Origin of the sequence: Advenella alkanexedens (assembly GCF_019132845.1) — a bacterium.
Lineage (GTDB): Bacteria > Pseudomonadota > Gammaproteobacteria > Burkholderiales > Burkholderiaceae_B > Advenella > Advenella alkanexedens.
The window spans coordinates 156,683-173,230 of the sequence record NZ_JAHSPR010000001.1 but is presented as its reverse complement, the minus strand read 5'-3'; the positions used below and the strand labels follow the sequence as shown (position 1 = coordinate 173,230).

The 16,548-nt window shown below is 46.8% G+C and carries 17 protein-coding genes and 1 tRNA gene; 11 read left to right on the top strand and 7 right to left on the bottom strand.

Going from position 1 to position 16,548, the window contains the following annotated elements; translation table 11 throughout:
- Positions 1-90 precede the first annotated feature (90 nt).
- Positions 91-540 carry a carboxypeptidase regulatory-like domain-containing protein gene (locus tag KU392_RS00855; RefSeq protein ID WP_169294238.1) on the bottom strand — a complete coding sequence of 150 codons (450 nt, stop codon included), beginning with the start codon at positions 538-540 and terminating at the stop codon, positions 91-93.
- A 375-nt stretch (positions 541-915) separates the two neighbouring features.
- Between KU392_RS00855 and KU392_RS00850 the strand changes: the two genes are divergently transcribed.
- Positions 916-1,200 (top strand): hypothetical protein, encoded by a 285-nt coding sequence (locus KU392_RS00850; RefSeq protein ID WP_217734316.1) that lies wholly within the window; start codon positions 916-918, stop codon positions 1,198-1,200.
- 339 nt (positions 1,201-1,539) lie between these two features.
- Here the strand turns inward: KU392_RS00850 and KU392_RS00845 are convergent, their stop codons facing one another.
- Together KU392_RS00845 and KU392_RS00840 are read right to left on the bottom strand one after the other, a co-directional pair.
- Positions 1,540-2,313, bottom strand: coding sequence for a YggS family pyridoxal phosphate-dependent enzyme (locus KU392_RS00845; protein WP_217734315.1), 774 nt, complete (start codon positions 2,311-2,313; stop codon positions 1,540-1,542).
- Positions 2,314-2,327: 14 nt separating this feature from the next.
- The gene (locus tag KU392_RS00840; RefSeq protein WP_217734471.1) at positions 2,328-2,591 is read right to left on the bottom strand and encodes a DUF2249 domain-containing protein; all 264 of its coding nucleotides are present in this window, start codon (positions 2,589-2,591) and stop codon (positions 2,328-2,330) included.
- Positions 2,592-3,211: 620 nt separating this feature from the next.
- Here KU392_RS00840 and KU392_RS00835 point away from each other — a divergent pair.
- A tRNA-Pro gene (locus KU392_RS00835) sits at positions 3,212-3,288 on the top strand.
- Between the two features lie 162 nt (positions 3,289-3,450).
- On the opposite strand, the gene KU392_RS00830 is transcribed toward KU392_RS00835, so the two are convergent.
- The 3 genes from KU392_RS00830 to KU392_RS00820 all read right to left on the bottom strand — a co-directional run bounded on the left by KU392_RS00830 (position 3,451) and on the right by KU392_RS00820 (position 6,001).
- Positions 3,451-4,110 carry a metal-dependent hydrolase gene (locus KU392_RS00830; protein ID WP_217734314.1) on the bottom strand — a complete coding sequence of 220 codons (660 nt, stop codon included), beginning with the start codon at positions 4,108-4,110 and terminating at the stop codon, positions 3,451-3,453.
- A gap of 191 nt (positions 4,111-4,301) precedes the next feature.
- Complete coding sequence (locus tag KU392_RS00825) at positions 4,302-5,576, bottom strand: Y-family DNA polymerase (protein ID WP_217734313.1); 1,275 nt, start codon at positions 5,574-5,576, stop codon at positions 4,302-4,304.
- Positions 5,573-6,001, bottom strand: a complete 429-nt coding sequence (locus KU392_RS00820) for a LexA family protein (protein WP_169294242.1) — start codon at positions 5,999-6,001, stop codon at positions 5,573-5,575. The genes KU392_RS00825 and KU392_RS00820 overlap by 4 nt, the downstream gene beginning before the upstream one ends.
- 269 nt (positions 6,002-6,270) lie before the next feature.
- Between KU392_RS00820 and KU392_RS00815 the strand changes: the two genes are divergently transcribed.
- From KU392_RS00815 to KU392_RS00805, 3 genes are all read left to right on the top strand, one after another.
- On the top strand, positions 6,271-6,675 hold the full coding sequence (locus KU392_RS00815) for a RidA family protein (protein ID WP_169294243.1): 405 nt from the start codon (positions 6,271-6,273) through the stop codon (positions 6,673-6,675).
- A 68-nt stretch (positions 6,676-6,743) separates the two neighbouring features.
- A complete protein-coding gene (locus KU392_RS00810) occupies positions 6,744-7,700 on the top strand; it encodes a Bug family tripartite tricarboxylate transporter substrate binding protein (protein WP_169294244.1) in 957 nt (318 codons plus the stop codon).
- Positions 7,701-7,872: 172 nt separating this feature from the next.
- Entirely contained in the window at positions 7,873-8,532 is a 660-nt protein-coding gene (locus tag KU392_RS00805; protein ID WP_169294245.1) for a GntR family transcriptional regulator, read from the top strand.
- On the opposite strand, the gene KU392_RS00800 is transcribed toward KU392_RS00805, so the two are convergent.
- Complete coding sequence (locus tag KU392_RS00800) at positions 8,507-9,487, bottom strand: LysR substrate-binding domain-containing protein (RefSeq protein ID WP_169294246.1); 981 nt, start codon at positions 9,485-9,487, stop codon at positions 8,507-8,509. The genes KU392_RS00805 and KU392_RS00800 overlap by 26 nt on opposite strands.
- 196 nt (positions 9,488-9,683) lie before the next feature.
- Between KU392_RS00800 and torT the strand changes: the two genes are divergently transcribed.
- Genes torT through KU392_RS00770 form a run of 6 tightly spaced genes read left to right on the top strand, consistent with a single transcriptional unit; the run spans position 9,684 to position 16,545 of the window.
- Positions 9,684-10,757 carry a TMAO reductase system periplasmic protein TorT gene (gene torT / locus KU392_RS00795; protein WP_217734312.1) on the top strand — a complete coding sequence of 358 codons (1,074 nt, stop codon included), beginning with the start codon at positions 9,684-9,686 and terminating at the stop codon, positions 10,755-10,757.
- A gap of 7 nt (positions 10,758-10,764) precedes the next feature.
- A complete protein-coding gene (locus tag KU392_RS00790; protein ID WP_217734311.1) occupies positions 10,765-12,318 on the top strand; it encodes a sugar ABC transporter ATP-binding protein in 1,554 nt (517 codons plus the stop codon).
- A gap of 27 nt (positions 12,319-12,345) precedes the next feature.
- Complete coding sequence (locus KU392_RS00785) at positions 12,346-13,347, top strand: ABC transporter permease (protein WP_217734310.1); 1,002 nt, start codon at positions 12,346-12,348, stop codon at positions 13,345-13,347.
- 39 nt (positions 13,348-13,386) lie between these two features.
- Positions 13,387-14,952: a 4-hydroxyphenylacetate 3-hydroxylase N-terminal domain-containing protein gene (locus tag KU392_RS00780; RefSeq protein ID WP_169294250.1), complete on the top strand. Its 1,566-nt coding sequence runs from the start codon at positions 13,387-13,389 to the stop codon at positions 14,950-14,952.
- A gap of 33 nt (positions 14,953-14,985) precedes the next feature.
- Entirely contained in the window at positions 14,986-15,921 is a 936-nt protein-coding gene (locus KU392_RS00775) for a VOC family protein (protein ID WP_217734309.1), read from the top strand.
- Positions 15,922-15,969: 48 nt separating this feature from the next.
- Positions 15,970-16,545, top strand: coding sequence for a flavin reductase family protein (locus KU392_RS00770; protein WP_169294251.1), 576 nt, complete (start codon positions 15,970-15,972; stop codon positions 16,543-16,545).
- Positions 16,546-16,548: the final 3 nt, after the last annotated feature.

Here is a 16,548-nt window from a genome sequence, read left to right as displayed (position 1 = left end):
GCCTGGTTGGGCAGGATGTCTGCAGGAAAGAACAGGTTGCTGGCCTGTTATAAGCACTTTCCAGCGTACCGGATATTGGCATTTGATGGCTTAGTTACCCGCAGCCCAACGCATGACATTGTTCATCTGGGCATTTCCTTGAAGCCTGAAAGTACTGCTTTGGGTTTGGTTGTTGTAAGTTGCTTTCAGGTTATATGTGCCATCGGGTAACTTGACATAAAGCAGCGGGCCGGTATTACTGGCCTCAAAGACGGTCTGGTTGTGCTGGTTGGTAATAACAACCTGTACGGCGCTTAGATAGGCGCCTTGTTGGTCGGCAAAAGTTAAGTGCACATTGTAAAGGTTGGAGTGTGCCTTGATCTCGTTTTGTTCGCTATTGCCAAACCCACCCGTGATATATTGGACTGACTGATTGTAGGTTTGTGGTTGTACCTGGGCGTGCACTACATTTTGCATGCCAGCGTAAAGGCCAAAAGCAATAGCTGATGTGAGCATGAATTGCTTGATGATTTTGGGATCAAAATGGTATGTTTTTTGCATGGTACTTCCTTTTTTGAGTTTACAACTATTTAAAAGGGTGCCGATGTGATGCAGGCAGTTTGACCTTTTAAGTGCGTTTCATTGTACAGGCCAGGCATGCGATTGCATCATTCTGAATTCCACTGAAATATTTAATCAGAAAAACACTGTGATATCAATAGATTAAGTGTGTTGGATTTTTGTGTTTATTGCTCACGGTGTAGGGGTGGATTGTATTGTATTGTTTGATACTTCAGTTATTAATCCCACGCTTTCAATTGGATTATTCAATCTCTTAAAACAGTATTTGATGAAACGCAGGTGCTTATTTTCGCATCTAATGGCTGGATATTCCCAAACAATGGGGATATTTGGCTATTGAACAGGAGAAAAGCCATGAATAAGATAATTTTACCTTTGCTGGTGGGGACGCTTTCACTGGGATCTTCTTTTGCGGTTCAGGCGCATGATGTCAGTGAGGCTGTTGCAAAATCTCCGCCCGAGGCACCTTATAAAGCTGTCAGTTCCCTGGTGAAACTGCCTGATTTTATTCCCGGCCTGGGGCAGTTGTTTGTTGATCCTGCCACCTTGTCTGCAGGGCCATTTCTGGCCTATGACCGTGATGGTAAATTGGTTAGCACTATTTACATGATTCCCATTCAGGATATGGTGCCCGAATAATCATTTACAGACTTGAAGGTGCCCGGTATTGCCGTAGATCATACCGATATCATGTATAACGCAGGGCATCTTCGGCATCGGTATCCTACTTCAGGATACCGCGTGCAACTCGGAACAGGCGCGGGTTATACCGTCGTACGAGGATCTCAAAGGCAGGCGTATTGCCTGCAATAATTTGAAAAACCAGGTCATTATCTGATGCTTCTGCGGACGCTGTGTAAGGCATATCCAGTGGCATGACGGTCTCCTGAAAGCGCTTTCTTCCCGTTATACCCGTATTTGGTGTTTTCCACAAACAAAACGTTCTATTTGTCGTGCCAGGAGAAAGTGGAAGACACTTTATGGCTGTGAGGGCCAATAATAACTGTTGGGTAGGGCACGTGCGCCAAAAATGGCCTGACCAACCCGCACCACGGTGGCACCTTCTTCCACCGCCATTTCATAATCGCCTGACATGCCCATGGAGAGTTCGTGTAACTGTACATTGGCCGGCGCGTCTTGCTGCAAGCGGTCACGCAGATCGCGTAGCAGGCGGAAGCAGCCGCGTACCCGCTGCTCATTGTCTGACAGGCAGGCAAGTGTCATGAATCCTTTGACTTTCAGGCAATCAAAATTCGCCAGGGATTGAATGAAAGAAGCGGTTTCTTCAGGAGGAAGACCATATTTGCTGGCTTCACCCGAGGTATTGACCTGTACAAACACATTTAATGAGCGGCCTTCGGCCTGTAATCTGCGCTCAAGAGCCTGGGCAAGCCTGAGGCTATCCAGTGCCTGGAATTCTGCCGCGAACTTGGCTACAAATTTGGCCTTGTTGGTTTGCAGGTGGCCAATCACCGACCATTGCAAGTCAGCCAGCTCTGGCAGGGACTGCCATTTGTCAAAAGCTTCTTGCACCTTGTTTTCACCCAGAAAACGGCATCCTGCCTCATAGGCCAGCTGAATGCGTGCCTTGTCTACCGTTTTGCTAACGGGTAACAGGCGCACAGTATTAGCATCCCGACCAGCGCGATGGCAGGCAGCGGCAATTTTTTGCCTGACCGATGCCAGGTTGCTTTTGAAATCTTCTACGGTTAATGCGGTGGGGTAGCGGTTTTCCTGGGTGGATGTTGTCATGAGTGATTGAAAAGTTAACCTTGTATCTGGAAATCAATCACGATCTGGCCGGGTTCACGGGCAACGTAGGCAATGGCAACCTGGTTACCAAAATGCGCCTCGATTTGCGCCAATAAGGGCAAGGGATCGTGATCATTGCAAAAGCGCATTGTCTCACCTGGGTGCAGGGCAGACAAGGCACCAAAAATAGCCGCGTGGCGAAAGCGTTTGGAAACGCCACGTGCATCGAATGGGTAAACATGTGGGTCAAACATGGGTAAAGAAGCGTCTTGGGTCATGATAGTTGAAATAAAGTAAATAAGTAAGCGTGAATAAGAGGATGGCAGGTGCAATGTACCGGGCGGTACAGGGAAAGTATTGCACCTGGATTTCATTATAGATACGCCTGGTTTCCGCAAGGGCTGGAACCATAATCACTTCATGGTTACTTGAGTAAATTACTATGGTATTGTTGATGCAGATTAAGTAAAAACCATGGGTGTGTGTTTTTTCATACAAAAAAGAGGTTTTTCTGAAGACTTCAAGATTTTTAAAAAAACTAAAAATTATGTGTTTTTTTATTAGTGCATGAAAAAAATATTTTTTTAATGGGGTTGTGGGTATTTTTTTATCCACTTTAACTGTGGATAACCTTGCGTATAAGAAATTAGCAACTCGCTTAAGTCTTGATCTGACAGGGAATTTTTGTCAATTGCTTATGAAATGATCAGTGCTGTTTTAAGCGCATGGAACATTGCAGAAAATGTTCATGACAGTAAATTGTCAAGTAATAATGCTTGAAAATGGAAAATATAGTTAAAAAAATAAAAGTCAGGGGCTTGCATTTTGTATTGGGTATGTGCTATAGTTCAAGTCTTACTTACACAGCTTTGTGTGAACAGGCAAATAAGTAAAACGTCGGGGCGTAGCGCAGCCTGGTAGCGCACTTGCATGGGGTGCAAGGGGTCGAAGGTTCGAATCCTTCCGTTCCGACCAATTAAATCAAGGACTTACGTGAAAACGGGAAGTCCTTTTTTTATGCCAGTTGGGTTGAGGCCTATATAAAGGCCTATACGAAAAAAAACCTTACCCTAAATCCTTACGGCAGTTCGGTATGCATTCCCACGCAGAGCATGGGAACGAGGGTCGAACTTTACCCTAAAGTCTTACAACATATAACAGTTCATCAATTATAACTCGTTCCCATGCTCCAGCGTGGGAACGTGAAAAAATAACGTTGCTGCTTAAGTAAGTGATGAAATTTTGAACCAGGGGTTGCAAAACAAGGTTTATTTGTTTGACGCTTTCCTGGGTCAGTTGTGTTAATCCTTGGGCAAAGACATTCTCCGGGTTCACCTGTACCCAAATGCTCACACCAAAAACCGTGAATAAACTTACCAGCACTGTTTCGTTTTTACCCGAGCGCCACCAGCCTTTTTTCCCCAATCGAATTCGTTGCAATGGATGAATCCAGGGAATGCCCATGGGATTGGGGGCATCGGCCAGAATATGGCTCAATGCACCGGTTGCTGCGCCAATCATGGCGGCTCCTTCAATCTCTTTGATAGAAAATCCCCAATACATTAAACCCACCCAAATCCAGGGCCAATGGGTGTAGGTGCGGTGCTTGATGAGCGAACCGGTTCGGACCCCTTTGCGATAATAGGGGATTTCTATCCAGTCGGGCAAGGAAGTGGAAACGGCAGCCACGAGCGCACAGACTGTTTGCAAAAACACGTCCAGTCCGGCTATTTTTGCAATAGCCGCAGCAATAAATGCTGCACCAAGGCCAGTAAGCCTATGCCCTTTACCAGTCATTCAAAAAACATCCAACTAACCCAACGATGCTGCACGTTGTACAGGCGCAGTAATAATTAATTATTAATATGTTAATGGTAATATATATTACTTAAATTAATTGGGTTTCCGGCAGTTTTGTTTTTTTATTTATGGCTGGCTGGCTGTTTGTGCCCACGCACCCTCGTCACTGCCATTCGCGCATTCCACCGCTAAGCCCGCACCACCATCAATTCATTCCAGTTAGTGGTATAGCCTTGGGTTTTTCTTTCTTGTCGCATAAACCAGTTGTCGTTGGGATGAAGGCCGGTGGCGGCGATTTTCAGGGTATCTTTGCCAAATTGGCGGTTGATGGCGTCAAGCATGCTCATTAACTTTTCCCTTTTTTCATGCTCAGGCTCAACAGGAAAAAGTGCTTGCTGAATGATCAGGCTATCTTCAATATCGAACAGCATGACGCCTGCCTTGGCATAATTGAATCCTGGTCTGAATATTTTTTGCAAGGCCGATAAGGCCGCTTTTGTATGGGCAATGGTGTCTGAAGACGGTGAGTTCAAATACACCAAATGACTGGCGCTGTACTGCCTGCCAGGGCGAAACAGACTGGTGCGAATGAACACGCTGATGCCGCTCGCCATAGAACCTTGCTGGCGTAGTTTTCTGCAGGCGATGGTCGTGAAGGCGGAAATGGCCTCTGCCAGCTGTGACATGCCGGTTACCGGAAAGCCGAAAGAGCGTGATGAAATGATTTGCTTTTTGGGTTCCATATCGGTTTCAAAAGCGATTCTGGGTGTGCCGCGCAGTTCCTGGATGGTTTTTCCAAGCAGAATACTGAATTTTCTGCGTGCGGTTTCCGGGTTTAACCTGGCCAGATCCAGGGCAGTCACAATACCCAGCTCATTCAGTTGCCGGCTGATTTTTTTGCCTACTCCCCAAACCTCAGTCACTTTAATGCTGTGCATGGCCTGCGCAAGATCCTGGCGGGTCAGGGCGGTTAAGTCGCAGACCCCATTCCATTGTTTTTGCTTCTTGGCCATATGGTTAGCCAGTTTTGCCAGTGTTTTGGTGGGGCCAATGCCCACGCAGGTGGGTATGCCGCTATCACGGAATACCTGGTGTCTTATTTGTTGCCCATATTGGGTCAGGTCTTGGGTCATGCCGGATAAATCCAGAAAACACTCATCAATGGAATACACTTCCTGTACAGGAGCGAACCGGCCAATGATGCGCATCATGCGCTCGCTCATGTCGCCATAAAGCGGGAAATTGGCCGACAGCCCTACCAGCCCGCGCGATTCGAGGTGTTTGATTTGAAACCAGGGGGCGCCCATGGCAATGCCCATGGCCTTGGCTTCATCCGTGCGTGAAATGGCGCAACCATCGTTGTTTGACAGGACGATAAGTGGTTTGCCCTTGAGCGAAGGATTAAAAACCCGCTCGCAGGAACAGTAAAAGCAATTGCCATCGATTAAGGCAAACGCCGTCATGATGCCGCTTTGATGATGTAAGTAACCACGCCCCACACCGACCATTGCTGGCCGGGCAGGGGAACAATATCCGCGTATGCGGCGTTTTCTGCTTCAAGCTTTAGCAGGCCGTTTTTTTTGTACAGCCGTTTAACCGTGACTTCGCCGTCAATGTCGGCAATCACGATATGGTTATGACGGGGCGTGATGGAACGGTCCACAATCAAGCGGTCACCGTCATCGATGCCCGCACCGATCATGCTGTTGCCCTTGACCTGCATGAAATAAGTGGCTTCGGGGTGTTGGATGAGAATATCGTTAAGGTCAATCCGGTTAACGGCCATGTCTTGAGCGGGCGAAGGAAAGCCGGCAGGTGTTTTGCTGCTGATTTTCTTTATAAACAATGAGTTATGCCTGATTGGCACGAAATTTTGAAAAGTACTCATAATAATATACTGTTTATTTATACAGTATATTTATATCATTTTTCAGCTGAAAAAAAAAGTCCTCTACCGGTATTCCATGTACTGATCATGATTAATTCCTTTTCATGATATCGGGCCCTACAGGCATGATGCATGAAAACCAGGAATATAAACAACAACAAACATAACTAAATAAGAATATGTGCTTGACATCGCATCAATGGTCATCTATTATTCATGACAGTGATATATCACTGTTATTAAATAAAATCATCATCAAAGGAAGAAACATGTCACAATCACATCGCGTTCGTATCACAAGCCCCAATGTTGCTGAAGCTGCTCCAGGTCTGTGGTCAAACTGTCTGAAAGTAGAAGACACTCTGTATTTATCTGGTTTTACTTCCCGCGCTAACGATGGCGAAACCATTATTGGTAAAGATGGTTACGAGCAGGCCAAAGTTATTTTTCAAAAAATGAAAGATCTGTGTGAAGCTGCGGGTGGCACGATTGATGACGTCGTGACAATGACCATTTTTGTTACCGATATCAAAGAGAATCAAGGTGTATGGAAAGCCCGTCGTGAATTTTTCAGTGGCGACTTCCCCGCATGTGCTCTGATCGAAGTGAAAGGCTTGGCAAAACCAGAAATTCTGGTTGAAATCCAAGGCCAGGCAAGATTGGCTAAAAAATAATCAATAACTAAAAGCAATAAGGAAAAGGCTGTCACTTGGTGCGGCCTTTTTTTTCTACAGGAGATATTATGAAAAAAATGTTATTGGGACTTGGTCTGCTGCTGGGTTCATATGCCGGGCTGGCCCAGGCCGATACAAGCAAGCCTTTGAATATAGTGGTTCCTTATGCTGCCGGGGGACCTTCTGATTCAATTATCCGGTCGATTGGCAAGGTGATAGAAAAAGATACCTCGCAAAATGTGATTATTGAAAATCGACCAGGCGGAAATACGGTTATTGGTGCGCAGGCACTATTGAATAAAGCCGATGATGATAATTCGGTTTTGCTGATAGCGGCCAGTTTTGTGATTACGCCCAGTTTGATGCAGAAACTGCCATATGATATCAATAAGGATTTTCGCCAGATTACCCGTCTGGCATCCAATCCGCATGTGCTGGTGGTATCCAATGATGTACCCGTATCCAATTTGACAGAGTTCATCGAGTGGGCGAAAAAAGAAGATAATAAAGGCACGTATTCATCATTCGGAACCGGCTCTTCAGGTCACCTGGGCTATGAACTGTTCAACCACCAGGTTGGTCTTGATCTGCTTCATGTTCCCTATAAAGGAGCTGCACCGGCAACATTGGCGGTATTAAGCTCAGAGGTCCATTCCACATTGGGGGATGTGGGTGCCATTGCGCCCCATCTTGAGGCGGGTAAACTGAAAGCATTGGCGGTATCGGGTACGGAGCGTCATCCCAGGATGCCTGATGTTCCCACCTTTGCCGAACAGGGCTATCCGGACTTTACCTCGGAAACATGGTTGGGTTTACTGGCCAAATCCAGTGTCAGTGATGAAAGAATTGAGCAGTTAAACCGGTTGTTTACTACTGCTTTAGCTCACCCTGATGTACAGGCAATACTTGAACAGCAGGGCATGCAGGCAAAACCCACCGATGCAGCCGGTTTTGCTGATTTTATGACCAAAGAAGCTTTAAAATACAAGCAGGTCATTAATGACGCGAATGTTAGAATCGAATAAGTACCTGGTGCCTTGTGTTTTCCCTTGTTTTTGTGCATAGGGTAATGTGGCGGGCAGATTTTCTGCCTGCTTTTTTGTTGGGCGATTATAAAAAATGATTGCCTTTGAACATTCAGGCACTCATGACCATCCTGTCATGCATAATTAATTTATCCTCTACACCTATAAACTCATGATTCAACCTAAGAAGGGCGATGGCCCTGAAAGTTTATCGTTGCCGCTTGCGGAAAAAGCGTATATTGCCATTAAAAAAATGATCCTGGAAAACGAGTTGAAACCGGGGGATCAGATCAATGTTGCGCAATTGTGCACGCTTCTTTCGATTGGTCGCAGTCCCATTCACCAGGCTATTCATCGTCTGGACAGGGAAGGACTGGTGGCTATTTTGCCGCGTAAAGGCATATTGATCAAGGCGGAAACCATTGATAGTTTCTTGAGCCTGATTGATTCCCGTCTGCTGGTAGAGCCATACCTGACGGGCGAGGCCATGCAAAGAATGACCCCCGAGCTCCTGGATAAACTGAAGAAAATCGTACAGATCGGGCGCCAGTGTGCACAAAACAATGATCACCAGGGCAGTATGGAAGTAGACCGTCTTTTTCACCAGACACTTTATGAAGCGGCCAATAATGAGCTGCTGGCCAATTTTGCCGGTCAATTGCTTGATCGCTCCATGAGGCTGTGGTTCAGGACCCATACACCGGGGGCTGAAAACCCGAATATCCATGAGCTGGAGGCTTTGTATGAAACCATCGCTTCAGCAGACCGGACGGCGGCTGTTGAAATGATGGCCCAGCACATTATCTCTATACGTAAAAAGGTGTTTCCGTAATGGGTGTATTGCCGGTGTCTTTTGTGGATTGGGCGTAACCATCCCGAAAGATTTTCATGACCATTTCATGCTCTGGTGTCGTCTCGTGATTGATATGCCAGATGAGTCCTACTTTCCTGACGATATCGGTGATGGTCAGCGGCAATATTTCCAGCACGCCCAATTTTTTAAAAAAAGTGGCCATTTCCATGGGGATGGTGCCAAAGGCGTCGGATGATTTAAGCATGCCTACATTGGTGAGCGTTGATAATGACTCGACAATTTGGTTGGGGATGGGAATATTGTAGCTTAAGAGGGTGTCTACAATAATTTCCCGCGTGATGGCATCACGGGTGGGGAGAATCATGGGGAAGTTGCTAAGGTGTTTCCAATCCAGATCGGGTTGGTTGGCCAATGGATGGCCTTTCCTGACGGCTATGACAAAAGAATCCTCATAAAAAACCTCCGAGCAGAGGTCGGCCGGCAATGGTTTATTAGGAATAACCCCGGCAATATATTTTAATTGTTCTGTTTTCAACTGCGGTAACAGTGTGCCTAAGGTGCTTTCACGTACGGTGACGGAAAAGTCAATGGGGCTTTGATCCAGGGCGGTTAGCAGTGTGGGCGCAAAGGCAAGGGCCGCAATGGGCATGACACCCATTGATATTTGTATCATTGGTCCCTCAGTGATTTCCCTAAGTTGTAACCGGGTTGCCTCCAGTTTGTAAAGAATATCTTTGGCGCTTTGTATCAGGCACAGGCCGTGTTGGGTAGGCTCGAGCCCGGAAGACGTGCGGTTGAAAATTTTAATTCCCAGACCCGTTTCCATTGATGACAACATTTTTGAAATCGCCGGCTGAGTCAATGCCAATGCGGATGCCACTCTACTCACGCTCCTCATTTCATCCAGATAAATTAACAGTTGAAGATGCTTGAAACGTAAGTTTGCGCGTAAATACCAGTCGGTACGAGACATGAGATGCTCCTCTTTTTTAAGATTTATTCGACTAGTATAACCAAAATGGAATACTCAAGCCAATTTAATTTCATTTGATCTTATAGGGACATGGTCTTATTATTTTTTCAAATAAAGAAATAACCAAATAAATAAAGTCTGAACATTAAATAAATTTTTAATGTAAATAAAAATTTAAACCTAAAGGAATAAGAGGATGACATCTAATTTATTTTTAAAATGTGTTGCAACGGCATCAATTGCATTAAGCGGTTCGGTTGTTCATGCAGCCGATTGGTTTCCTATTGAGGTCAATCAGGTGGGTGCTGATGGAAACGTAGTCAAGGTAGAGTATCAGGGGCAGCAAAAGGCCAGCCAGAAGTGGCCTATCTGTGTGTCCTTTCCGCACATGAAAGACCCATTCTGGCTGGCAGCCAATTACGGGGTTGTTGAAGAGGCAAAAAGGCTGGGTGTCAGCGTCCAGGTGCTGGATGCAGGCGGTTATACCCAGCTGAACAATCAGATTTCCCAGATTGAGAATTGTGTTGCCGGTGGTGCCAAGGCGGTTGTCATGGTTTCCATTGATGCCGAAGGTGTCGGCAATATGCTGAAAACGCTCAAGGACAAAAATATTGTTGTCATCGATGCCTTTAATGGCTCCAACTCAACCGACGTGGCTGCCCGTGTCCTGACGAACCCGCGTGACGAGGGTTTCCGTGCCGGTGAGTACCTGGCCAAAAAACATCCCAAAGGAACTCCCGAGGTGCGTGTGGGATGGTTGCCTGGCCCTGCAGGAGCCGGTTTTGTGGAAGGGTTTAATGCCGGTTTTCTGGATGGTATCAAGGACAGCGCAGTGGTTATTGCCGAAACCAAATATGGTGATGTAGGTAAGGAAATCCAGGCGCGTCTGGTGGAAGATATGTTGCAAACCCATAAAGACCTGGACTATATCGTTGGCACGGCCGTGATGGTGGAAGGTGCGTTGCCATTGCTAAAAGCACGCAAGCTGTTGGATAAGGTCAAACTGGTTTCTGTTTATATGACGCCGGGTGTGTATCAAGGCCTGAAAAAAGGTGAAATTGAAGCCGCGGGTGTGGCACCTATTGTAACGACTGCAAAAATGACCATCGATTCGGCAGTACGGATTCTTGAACAAGGTAACAACCCCGAGGCACTGACACGGGTGGATACGATCGGTACGGTTTACACACCTGCCACCGTTGGTGAATTTGATCCGTCCATTACCTTTGCTCCAGCAGGATTCAGACCTGTTTTCAGTTTTGGAAAGTGAGGCAATAGTGCAAAGCGCAGTTCTTGAAAACATCCAGGATAAAGCGCCTGAGCAGCATGAAGGCCAGTCCCGGGTCGTCCTTGCGATCAGGGGACTTACCAAGATATATGGCAATCATGTCGCTCTGGATAATATCCATATGGATATTGAGTCAGGTAAGGTTCATGTTTTATTTGGTGAAAACGGGGCCGGCAAATCAACCTTTATTTCCATGCTGGCGGGTGCCAATCCGCCCAGTAAGGGAGAGCTTGAAATCGGAGGCCATCGAGGTGTTTTTCAAAGCGTTGCAGCATCACGTGCAGAAGGTATTCGGGCTGTTTTTCAGGAGTTTTCCCTGATTCCCCAACTGACGGTTGCGGAGAATATTGTGCTGGGTGAGGAGCCGCTTGACTCAATCGGTCTTTTGGCCAGGCGGACGGCAGTTGAGTCAGCCAAAGAGCTGATCCACACCTTGGGTTTTGATCTTGATCCTTATGCCTATGTCGCCACTTTGCCGCGTGGTAAGCAGCAAATGGTTGAGATTTGCAAGGCCTTAAGAAAAAAACCGAAAATCCTTATTCTGGATGAGCCGACTGCTTCTTTGTCCGAGCATGATGCACGTTCCTTGTTTGATTTGGTTTTGAAGCTGAAAAAACAGGGAACGGCCATTATCTACATTACACACAGAATGCATGAAATTCCGCTTCTGGGTGATGTGGTGACGGTATTAAGAGATGGTAAACAGATCGCCACGGTACCGGCAACAACGCCAGAACCTGAACTGATCAGGTTGATGACGGGCAGGACCCTGGATGCCATTTATCCGTCATTGAATACGGAAGTGGGCAAGATCCGGTTGAAAATAAGCAATTTGTCATTGGCGCATGAATTGGGCGTGCCCAATATTGAGAATGTGAGTCTTGATGTAAAAGCCGGGGAAATTGTTGGCATTGCCGGTCTGGTCGGGTGTGGCAAAAGTGAATTGGGACAAGCCTGTTTTGGTTTGAAAAAAATCACTGGGGGTGAAATTGTCCTTGATGCTCATAAAACCAATTTCAGGCATCCTGCCGATGCCATTGAGGCAGGTCTGTGGTATAGCCCGGCAGATCGCAAGCAGGAAGGTCTGGTGATGTGTCGTCCTGCCAAGGAAAACATGTCTTTATCAGGTCTGATCTGGGGAAAAATAGCCGGCAAAGTCTTGAAGCCGCAACAGGAAATCAATCTGTTGAAGGATTTGTCAGACAAAGTCGAATTTGCAAAAGAAAGACTGGGTGAACCCATTAGTAATTTCTCTGGTGGCAATCAGCAAAAAGTGATGCTGGCTAAAGGGTTGGCACAGGATATTTCCGTGTTTGTGTTTGATGAGCCTACGGTTGGTGTCGATATGGGAGCAAGGCCATCAATTTATCGTTATTTGGCGGATTTAAGCAAGGAAGGGGCGGCAATTTTGCTGATTTCTTCCGATTTGCCAGAGTTGTTCGGGCTGTGCCATCGAATTCTGGTCATGAACAACGGTGCTATTACCGCCGAATTCAAGCGTGATGAATTTGATGAGCATCGCATTCTGGAAAACTTTTTTTGAGCAAGACTTCAAATGAACACAACATCAATGACTACTACTTTACCTGTTACAGAAAAGAAGCCCGCCTCGGGACTGAGTGCGAATTTTATTTATAAATACCGCCAGATGCTGGTATTGCCGGTTCTGTTTATTGTTGCCTCACTGGTTTTTTATGTCATGGCTCCCGGGTTTGCAACGGCAGATAACCTGGTGAATGTTGCCCGGCAATCGGTTTACCTCTTGATTGTTTCTTTGGGGCAATTGATTGTGCTGGTGGTGGGCGGACTTGACTTATCAGTCGGGGCCATTGCGGCATTGACATCCGTGGCCGCTGCACTGGTGATGGCATCCATGATGGCCGCCATGCCTGACAGTCCCTGGCTGGCGATTGCGGCGGGCAGTGCGGTCGGTTTTGCGGTGGGTGCCGTTTTTGGCTTGATCAATGGTGTTGGCATGGCGGTCATGAGAATTCCCCCTTTTATGATGACCCTGGGCATGTCTTCCGTTTTGTTCGGCATTACGTTGTTTATCAGTGGCGGTGTGCCTGTCTACGGTTTGCCCGATGTTTTGGGTGAGGTATTTGGATTTGGTGAGTTTATGGGTATTCCCATTCCTTCATTGGTTGCCTTGCTGCTGATCCTGATTACTTATGGTCTTCTGGAGTGGTCACGCTTTGGACGTCACGTTTATGCGACAGGTGGCAACCAGCGTGCTGCTGATCTTTCAGGTATTCGCACTAAACGGGTTATCATCCAGGCCTTTGTGATTTGTGGTGTGTTTGCTTCCCTGACCGGTTTGTTGCTAACTGCCCGCCTGGGTACAGGGGAGGCGAACGTCGGTGTGACCTTACCGCTTGAGTCAATTGCCGCTTGCGTTATTGCCGGTGTCAGTCTGGCCGGTGGTGTAGGGCGTGTATTTGCTGTTGTAGTTGGTACGCTGTTGATTATGCTGGTTCAAAACGGCTTGAATCTGATGCAGGTTGGGGCTTATGCATCAACAATGACAATCGGGTTGATATTGATATTGGCCATGGCTTTGTCAAGAAAATAATTGATTTTAATTTAATTTTAAAATATATGGAGATATGACATGAAAGTCGAAACAAATTTAAAAGAGAAAGATGCAAAATCGAATGCAAAAAACATACCGTTTACCGGAGAAGAATACCTGAAAAGTCTTGATGACGGTCGTGAGGTCTGGATTTATGGTGAGCGGGTTAAAAATATTGCAGAGCACCCGGCTTTCAGAAACTCGGCCCGCATGATTGCGCGCATGTATGATGCGATGCATGATGAGTCACGTCGTGAGCTGCTGACAGCTCCCAATGACTCGGGTGGTTTTACCCATCGTTATTTTTTGGCTCCCAAAACCGTAGAAGAACAGGTTGCCGCGCGTGATGCGGTTGCTGAAATTCAGCGTGTTGCCTATGGCTGGATGGGACGTTCTCCAGATTACAAGGGGTCTTTCCTGGGTACCTTGGGCGCCAACTCGGCCTTTTATAAAGGCTTCGAAGAAAACGCCTTGCGCTGGTATTCGAAAGCACAGCAGCGCACTTTGTATATCAACCATGCGATCATGAATCCCCCTGTTGACCGTAACAAGCCGACGGCAGATACTTCTGATGTTTTCATCCACGTTGAAAAAGAAACCGATGCGGGTATTTATGTCAGTGGTGCCAAAGTGGTGGCGACCGGTTCAGCCCTGACTCACTACACCTTTGTGGCACATGCTGGCCAGCTTCCGATTAAAGATCCTAAATATACACCTATTTTCATGGTGCCTACCGGTGCGCCTGGCATGAAAATGATTTCCCGTATTTCAAATGAATATCGTGCCGCAGTGACAGGCAGCCCATTTGATTACCCGTTGTCAAGCCGTCTGGATGAAAACGATGCGATTCTGGTCATGGATAATGTATTTATTCCATGGGAAGATGTGTTTATGTACGGTAATGCCGATCTGGCAAACGATTTTGCACCCGGCTCCGGCTTTAATAGTCGTGCTGCTATGCATGGTTGTACTCGTCTTGCTGTCAAACTTGATTTTATTTGCGGTTTATTGGCAAAGGCATTGGAAATTACCGGCAGCGCCAGTTTCCATGGCGTGCAGTCGCGTTTTGGCGAAGTTATTGCTTGGCGTAATGCCATGTGGGGCTTGTCTGATGCGATGGCAAAAAGTAATGTGCCATGGAATGGCATGGTTCAGCCTGATGCACGTTTTGCAACGTCTTATCGTGTATTGTCGCAAATTGCCTACCCTGCCATCAAAAATATTATTGAATCCAGCGTGGCAAGTGGCCTGATCTACTTGAATTCACACGCAAATGACTTCAAAGCGCCTGAAATTCGTGGCTACCTGGACAAATATGTCCGTGGTACGGGTGATGTGGATGCCGAGGGACGTGTCAAGACTATGAAGCTGCTGTGGGACACCATTGGTACTGAATTTGGTGCCCGTCATGAATTGTATGAAATCAATTATCTTGGCTCCAACGATGTGACCCGCCTGGCCAACTTGTGGGATGCGCAAGGAACAGGTGATCTGGATAAGATGAAATCATTCGTTGATACATGTATGAGTGAATATGATCTTGACGGATGGACCGTACCTGACCTGATCAATCCTGATGATGTAAGCGTTATCAAACGCAGATAATTAAACCAATATTTTTATTTTAAGGAGAGAGATATGCCATTAGGAAATGAAATTGCCTATGTTGTTTACCAAGTTAATGATTTGGATCTGATGGAGTCTTTTATGCAGGACTTCGGGTTATTAACAGCACATAAAGACGACAAAAGTCTGTTTATGCGCGGGGCAGGTACATCACCCTTTTTGCATGTCACTCTGCTTGGAGATGAAAATAAATTCATTGGTGCAGCTATTCGTATGGAAAGCATGGAGGACCTGCATGAACTTGCCAAGTTGCCAGGTTCCTCTGCCGTGACCAAAGTGGATGACTACCCGGGCGGTGGCTGGCGTGTTCGGATGATGACACCGGATAACGTGCAAATTGATGCGATCTGGGGTCAGGAGCCTGCCGAGGAAATCACGCATCGTCCGCCCAATCCATTCAATGCCGGTCATGTGAAAACCCGTTACAACGCCTCTTTGCGTCCAAAGCGTGAGCCTGGGCTGGCCTTGCGTATCGGTCATTTTGTATTGCGTGTCAGCAATCATCCCGAGTCAGTCAAATGGTTCGATGAGCGTTTTGGTCTGCTGGCTTCCGATTACATGTGCGTGCCGGGCGACAAGAGTCAGGTAATTGGTACATTCCTGCGCATGGACAAGGGAGCGGAGTTTGTTGATCATCATTCCATGCTGATCGTGCAGGCACAAGTGACCGGTGTCCATCATTGCTCTTTTGAATTCCAGGACCTTGATTCCGTCATGGGTTCTCATGACTATCTGGTTGCCAAGGGACATCGCCTGGATTGTGGTGTTGGTCGCCATCTGATCGGGAGCCAGATTTTTGATTATTGGCGTGATCCATTCGGTTTTCGTGTTGAGCACTATACCGATGGTGATGTCGTTAATGAGGATTACGAGCCTTTGTATTACGATGTTTTTGCTGATGATACGACCCAGTGGGGCATGGACCCTACGCGGGACTTTTTTGAATAAAAACGGTTAAGGCAAGACTTTAATCCAACCAACATGAGGCAGATTCAAATGACAGAATTAATCCTTGAAAAACAGCGTGCCGAGCGAGTCGCCAATTTTAATCCACGTGAGTTTCGCAATGCCATGGGTGAATTTGCCACCGGTGTCGTTGTTATTTCCACTGATGTGGATGGGGAGCCTCATGGCATGACCGCCAATGCGTTCATGTCCGGCTCACTGGAACCGCCGCTGATTATTGTCTCTGTTGCATGTACGGCAAGAATGCATGATCGCATTCAACGTGCGGGCTATTTCGGGGTGAGTGTTTTGAGTGAGCACCAGGAATGGTGCAGTAACCACTTCGCAGGTAAACCCATTGAAGGTAAATGCCCGCAATTTGAACGTATTGGTAATGTACCCGTCCTGTCAGGTGCCAATGTACAGATCGCAACAGACCTGGAGCATGTTTATCCCTGTGGGGATCATACCTTGTTTGTGGGGCGGGTTCATACAATGGAGCGCCCCAAACATCCGGACAGGGGCCTGCTTTTCTATGCGGGTCGTTATGGAAAGATTATCAGCAAGGGCACTCCGCTGACATTCTCACTGGATGAGAATGTATACGATGCGACTTCATGCTGGTAGTCG

Coding starts and splice junctions, on each gene's coding strand:
- KU392_RS00855 (WP_169294238.1), bottom strand. CDS start 540: ATGCAAAAAACATACCATTTTGATCCCAAAATCATCAAGCAATTCATG.
- KU392_RS00850 (WP_217734316.1), top strand. CDS start 916: ATGAATAAGATAATTTTACCTTTGCTGGTGGGGACGCTTTCACTGGGA.
- KU392_RS00845 (WP_217734315.1), bottom strand. CDS start 2,313: ATGACAACATCCACCCAGGAAAACCGCTACCCCACCGCATTAACCGTA.
- KU392_RS00840 (WP_217734471.1), bottom strand. CDS start 2,591: ATGACCCAAGACGCTTCTTTACCCATGTTTGACCCACATGTTTACCCA.
- KU392_RS00830 (WP_217734314.1), bottom strand. CDS start 4,110: ATGACTGGTAAAGGGCATAGGCTTACTGGCCTTGGTGCAGCATTTATT.
- KU392_RS00825 (WP_217734313.1), bottom strand. CDS start 5,576: ATGACGGCGTTTGCCTTAATCGATGGCAATTGCTTTTACTGTTCCTGC.
- KU392_RS00820 (WP_169294242.1), bottom strand. CDS start 6,001: ATGAGTACTTTTCAAAATTTCGTGCCAATCAGGCATAACTCATTGTTT.
- KU392_RS00815 (WP_169294243.1), top strand. CDS start 6,271: ATGTCACAATCACATCGCGTTCGTATCACAAGCCCCAATGTTGCTGAA.
- KU392_RS00810 (WP_169294244.1), top strand. CDS start 6,744: ATGAAAAAAATGTTATTGGGACTTGGTCTGCTGCTGGGTTCATATGCC.
- KU392_RS00805 (WP_169294245.1), top strand. CDS start 7,873: ATGATTCAACCTAAGAAGGGCGATGGCCCTGAAAGTTTATCGTTGCCG.
- KU392_RS00800 (WP_169294246.1), bottom strand. CDS start 9,487: ATGTCTCGTACCGACTGGTATTTACGCGCAAACTTACGTTTCAAGCAT.
- torT (WP_217734312.1), top strand. CDS start 9,684: ATGACATCTAATTTATTTTTAAAATGTGTTGCAACGGCATCAATTGCA.
- KU392_RS00785 (WP_217734310.1), top strand. CDS start 12,346: ATGACTACTACTTTACCTGTTACAGAAAAGAAGCCCGCCTCGGGACTG.
- KU392_RS00780 (WP_169294250.1), top strand. CDS start 13,387: ATGAAAGTCGAAACAAATTTAAAAGAGAAAGATGCAAAATCGAATGCA.
- KU392_RS00775 (WP_217734309.1), top strand. CDS start 14,986: ATGCCATTAGGAAATGAAATTGCCTATGTTGTTTACCAAGTTAATGAT.
- KU392_RS00770 (WP_169294251.1), top strand. CDS start 15,970: ATGACAGAATTAATCCTTGAAAAACAGCGTGCCGAGCGAGTCGCCAAT.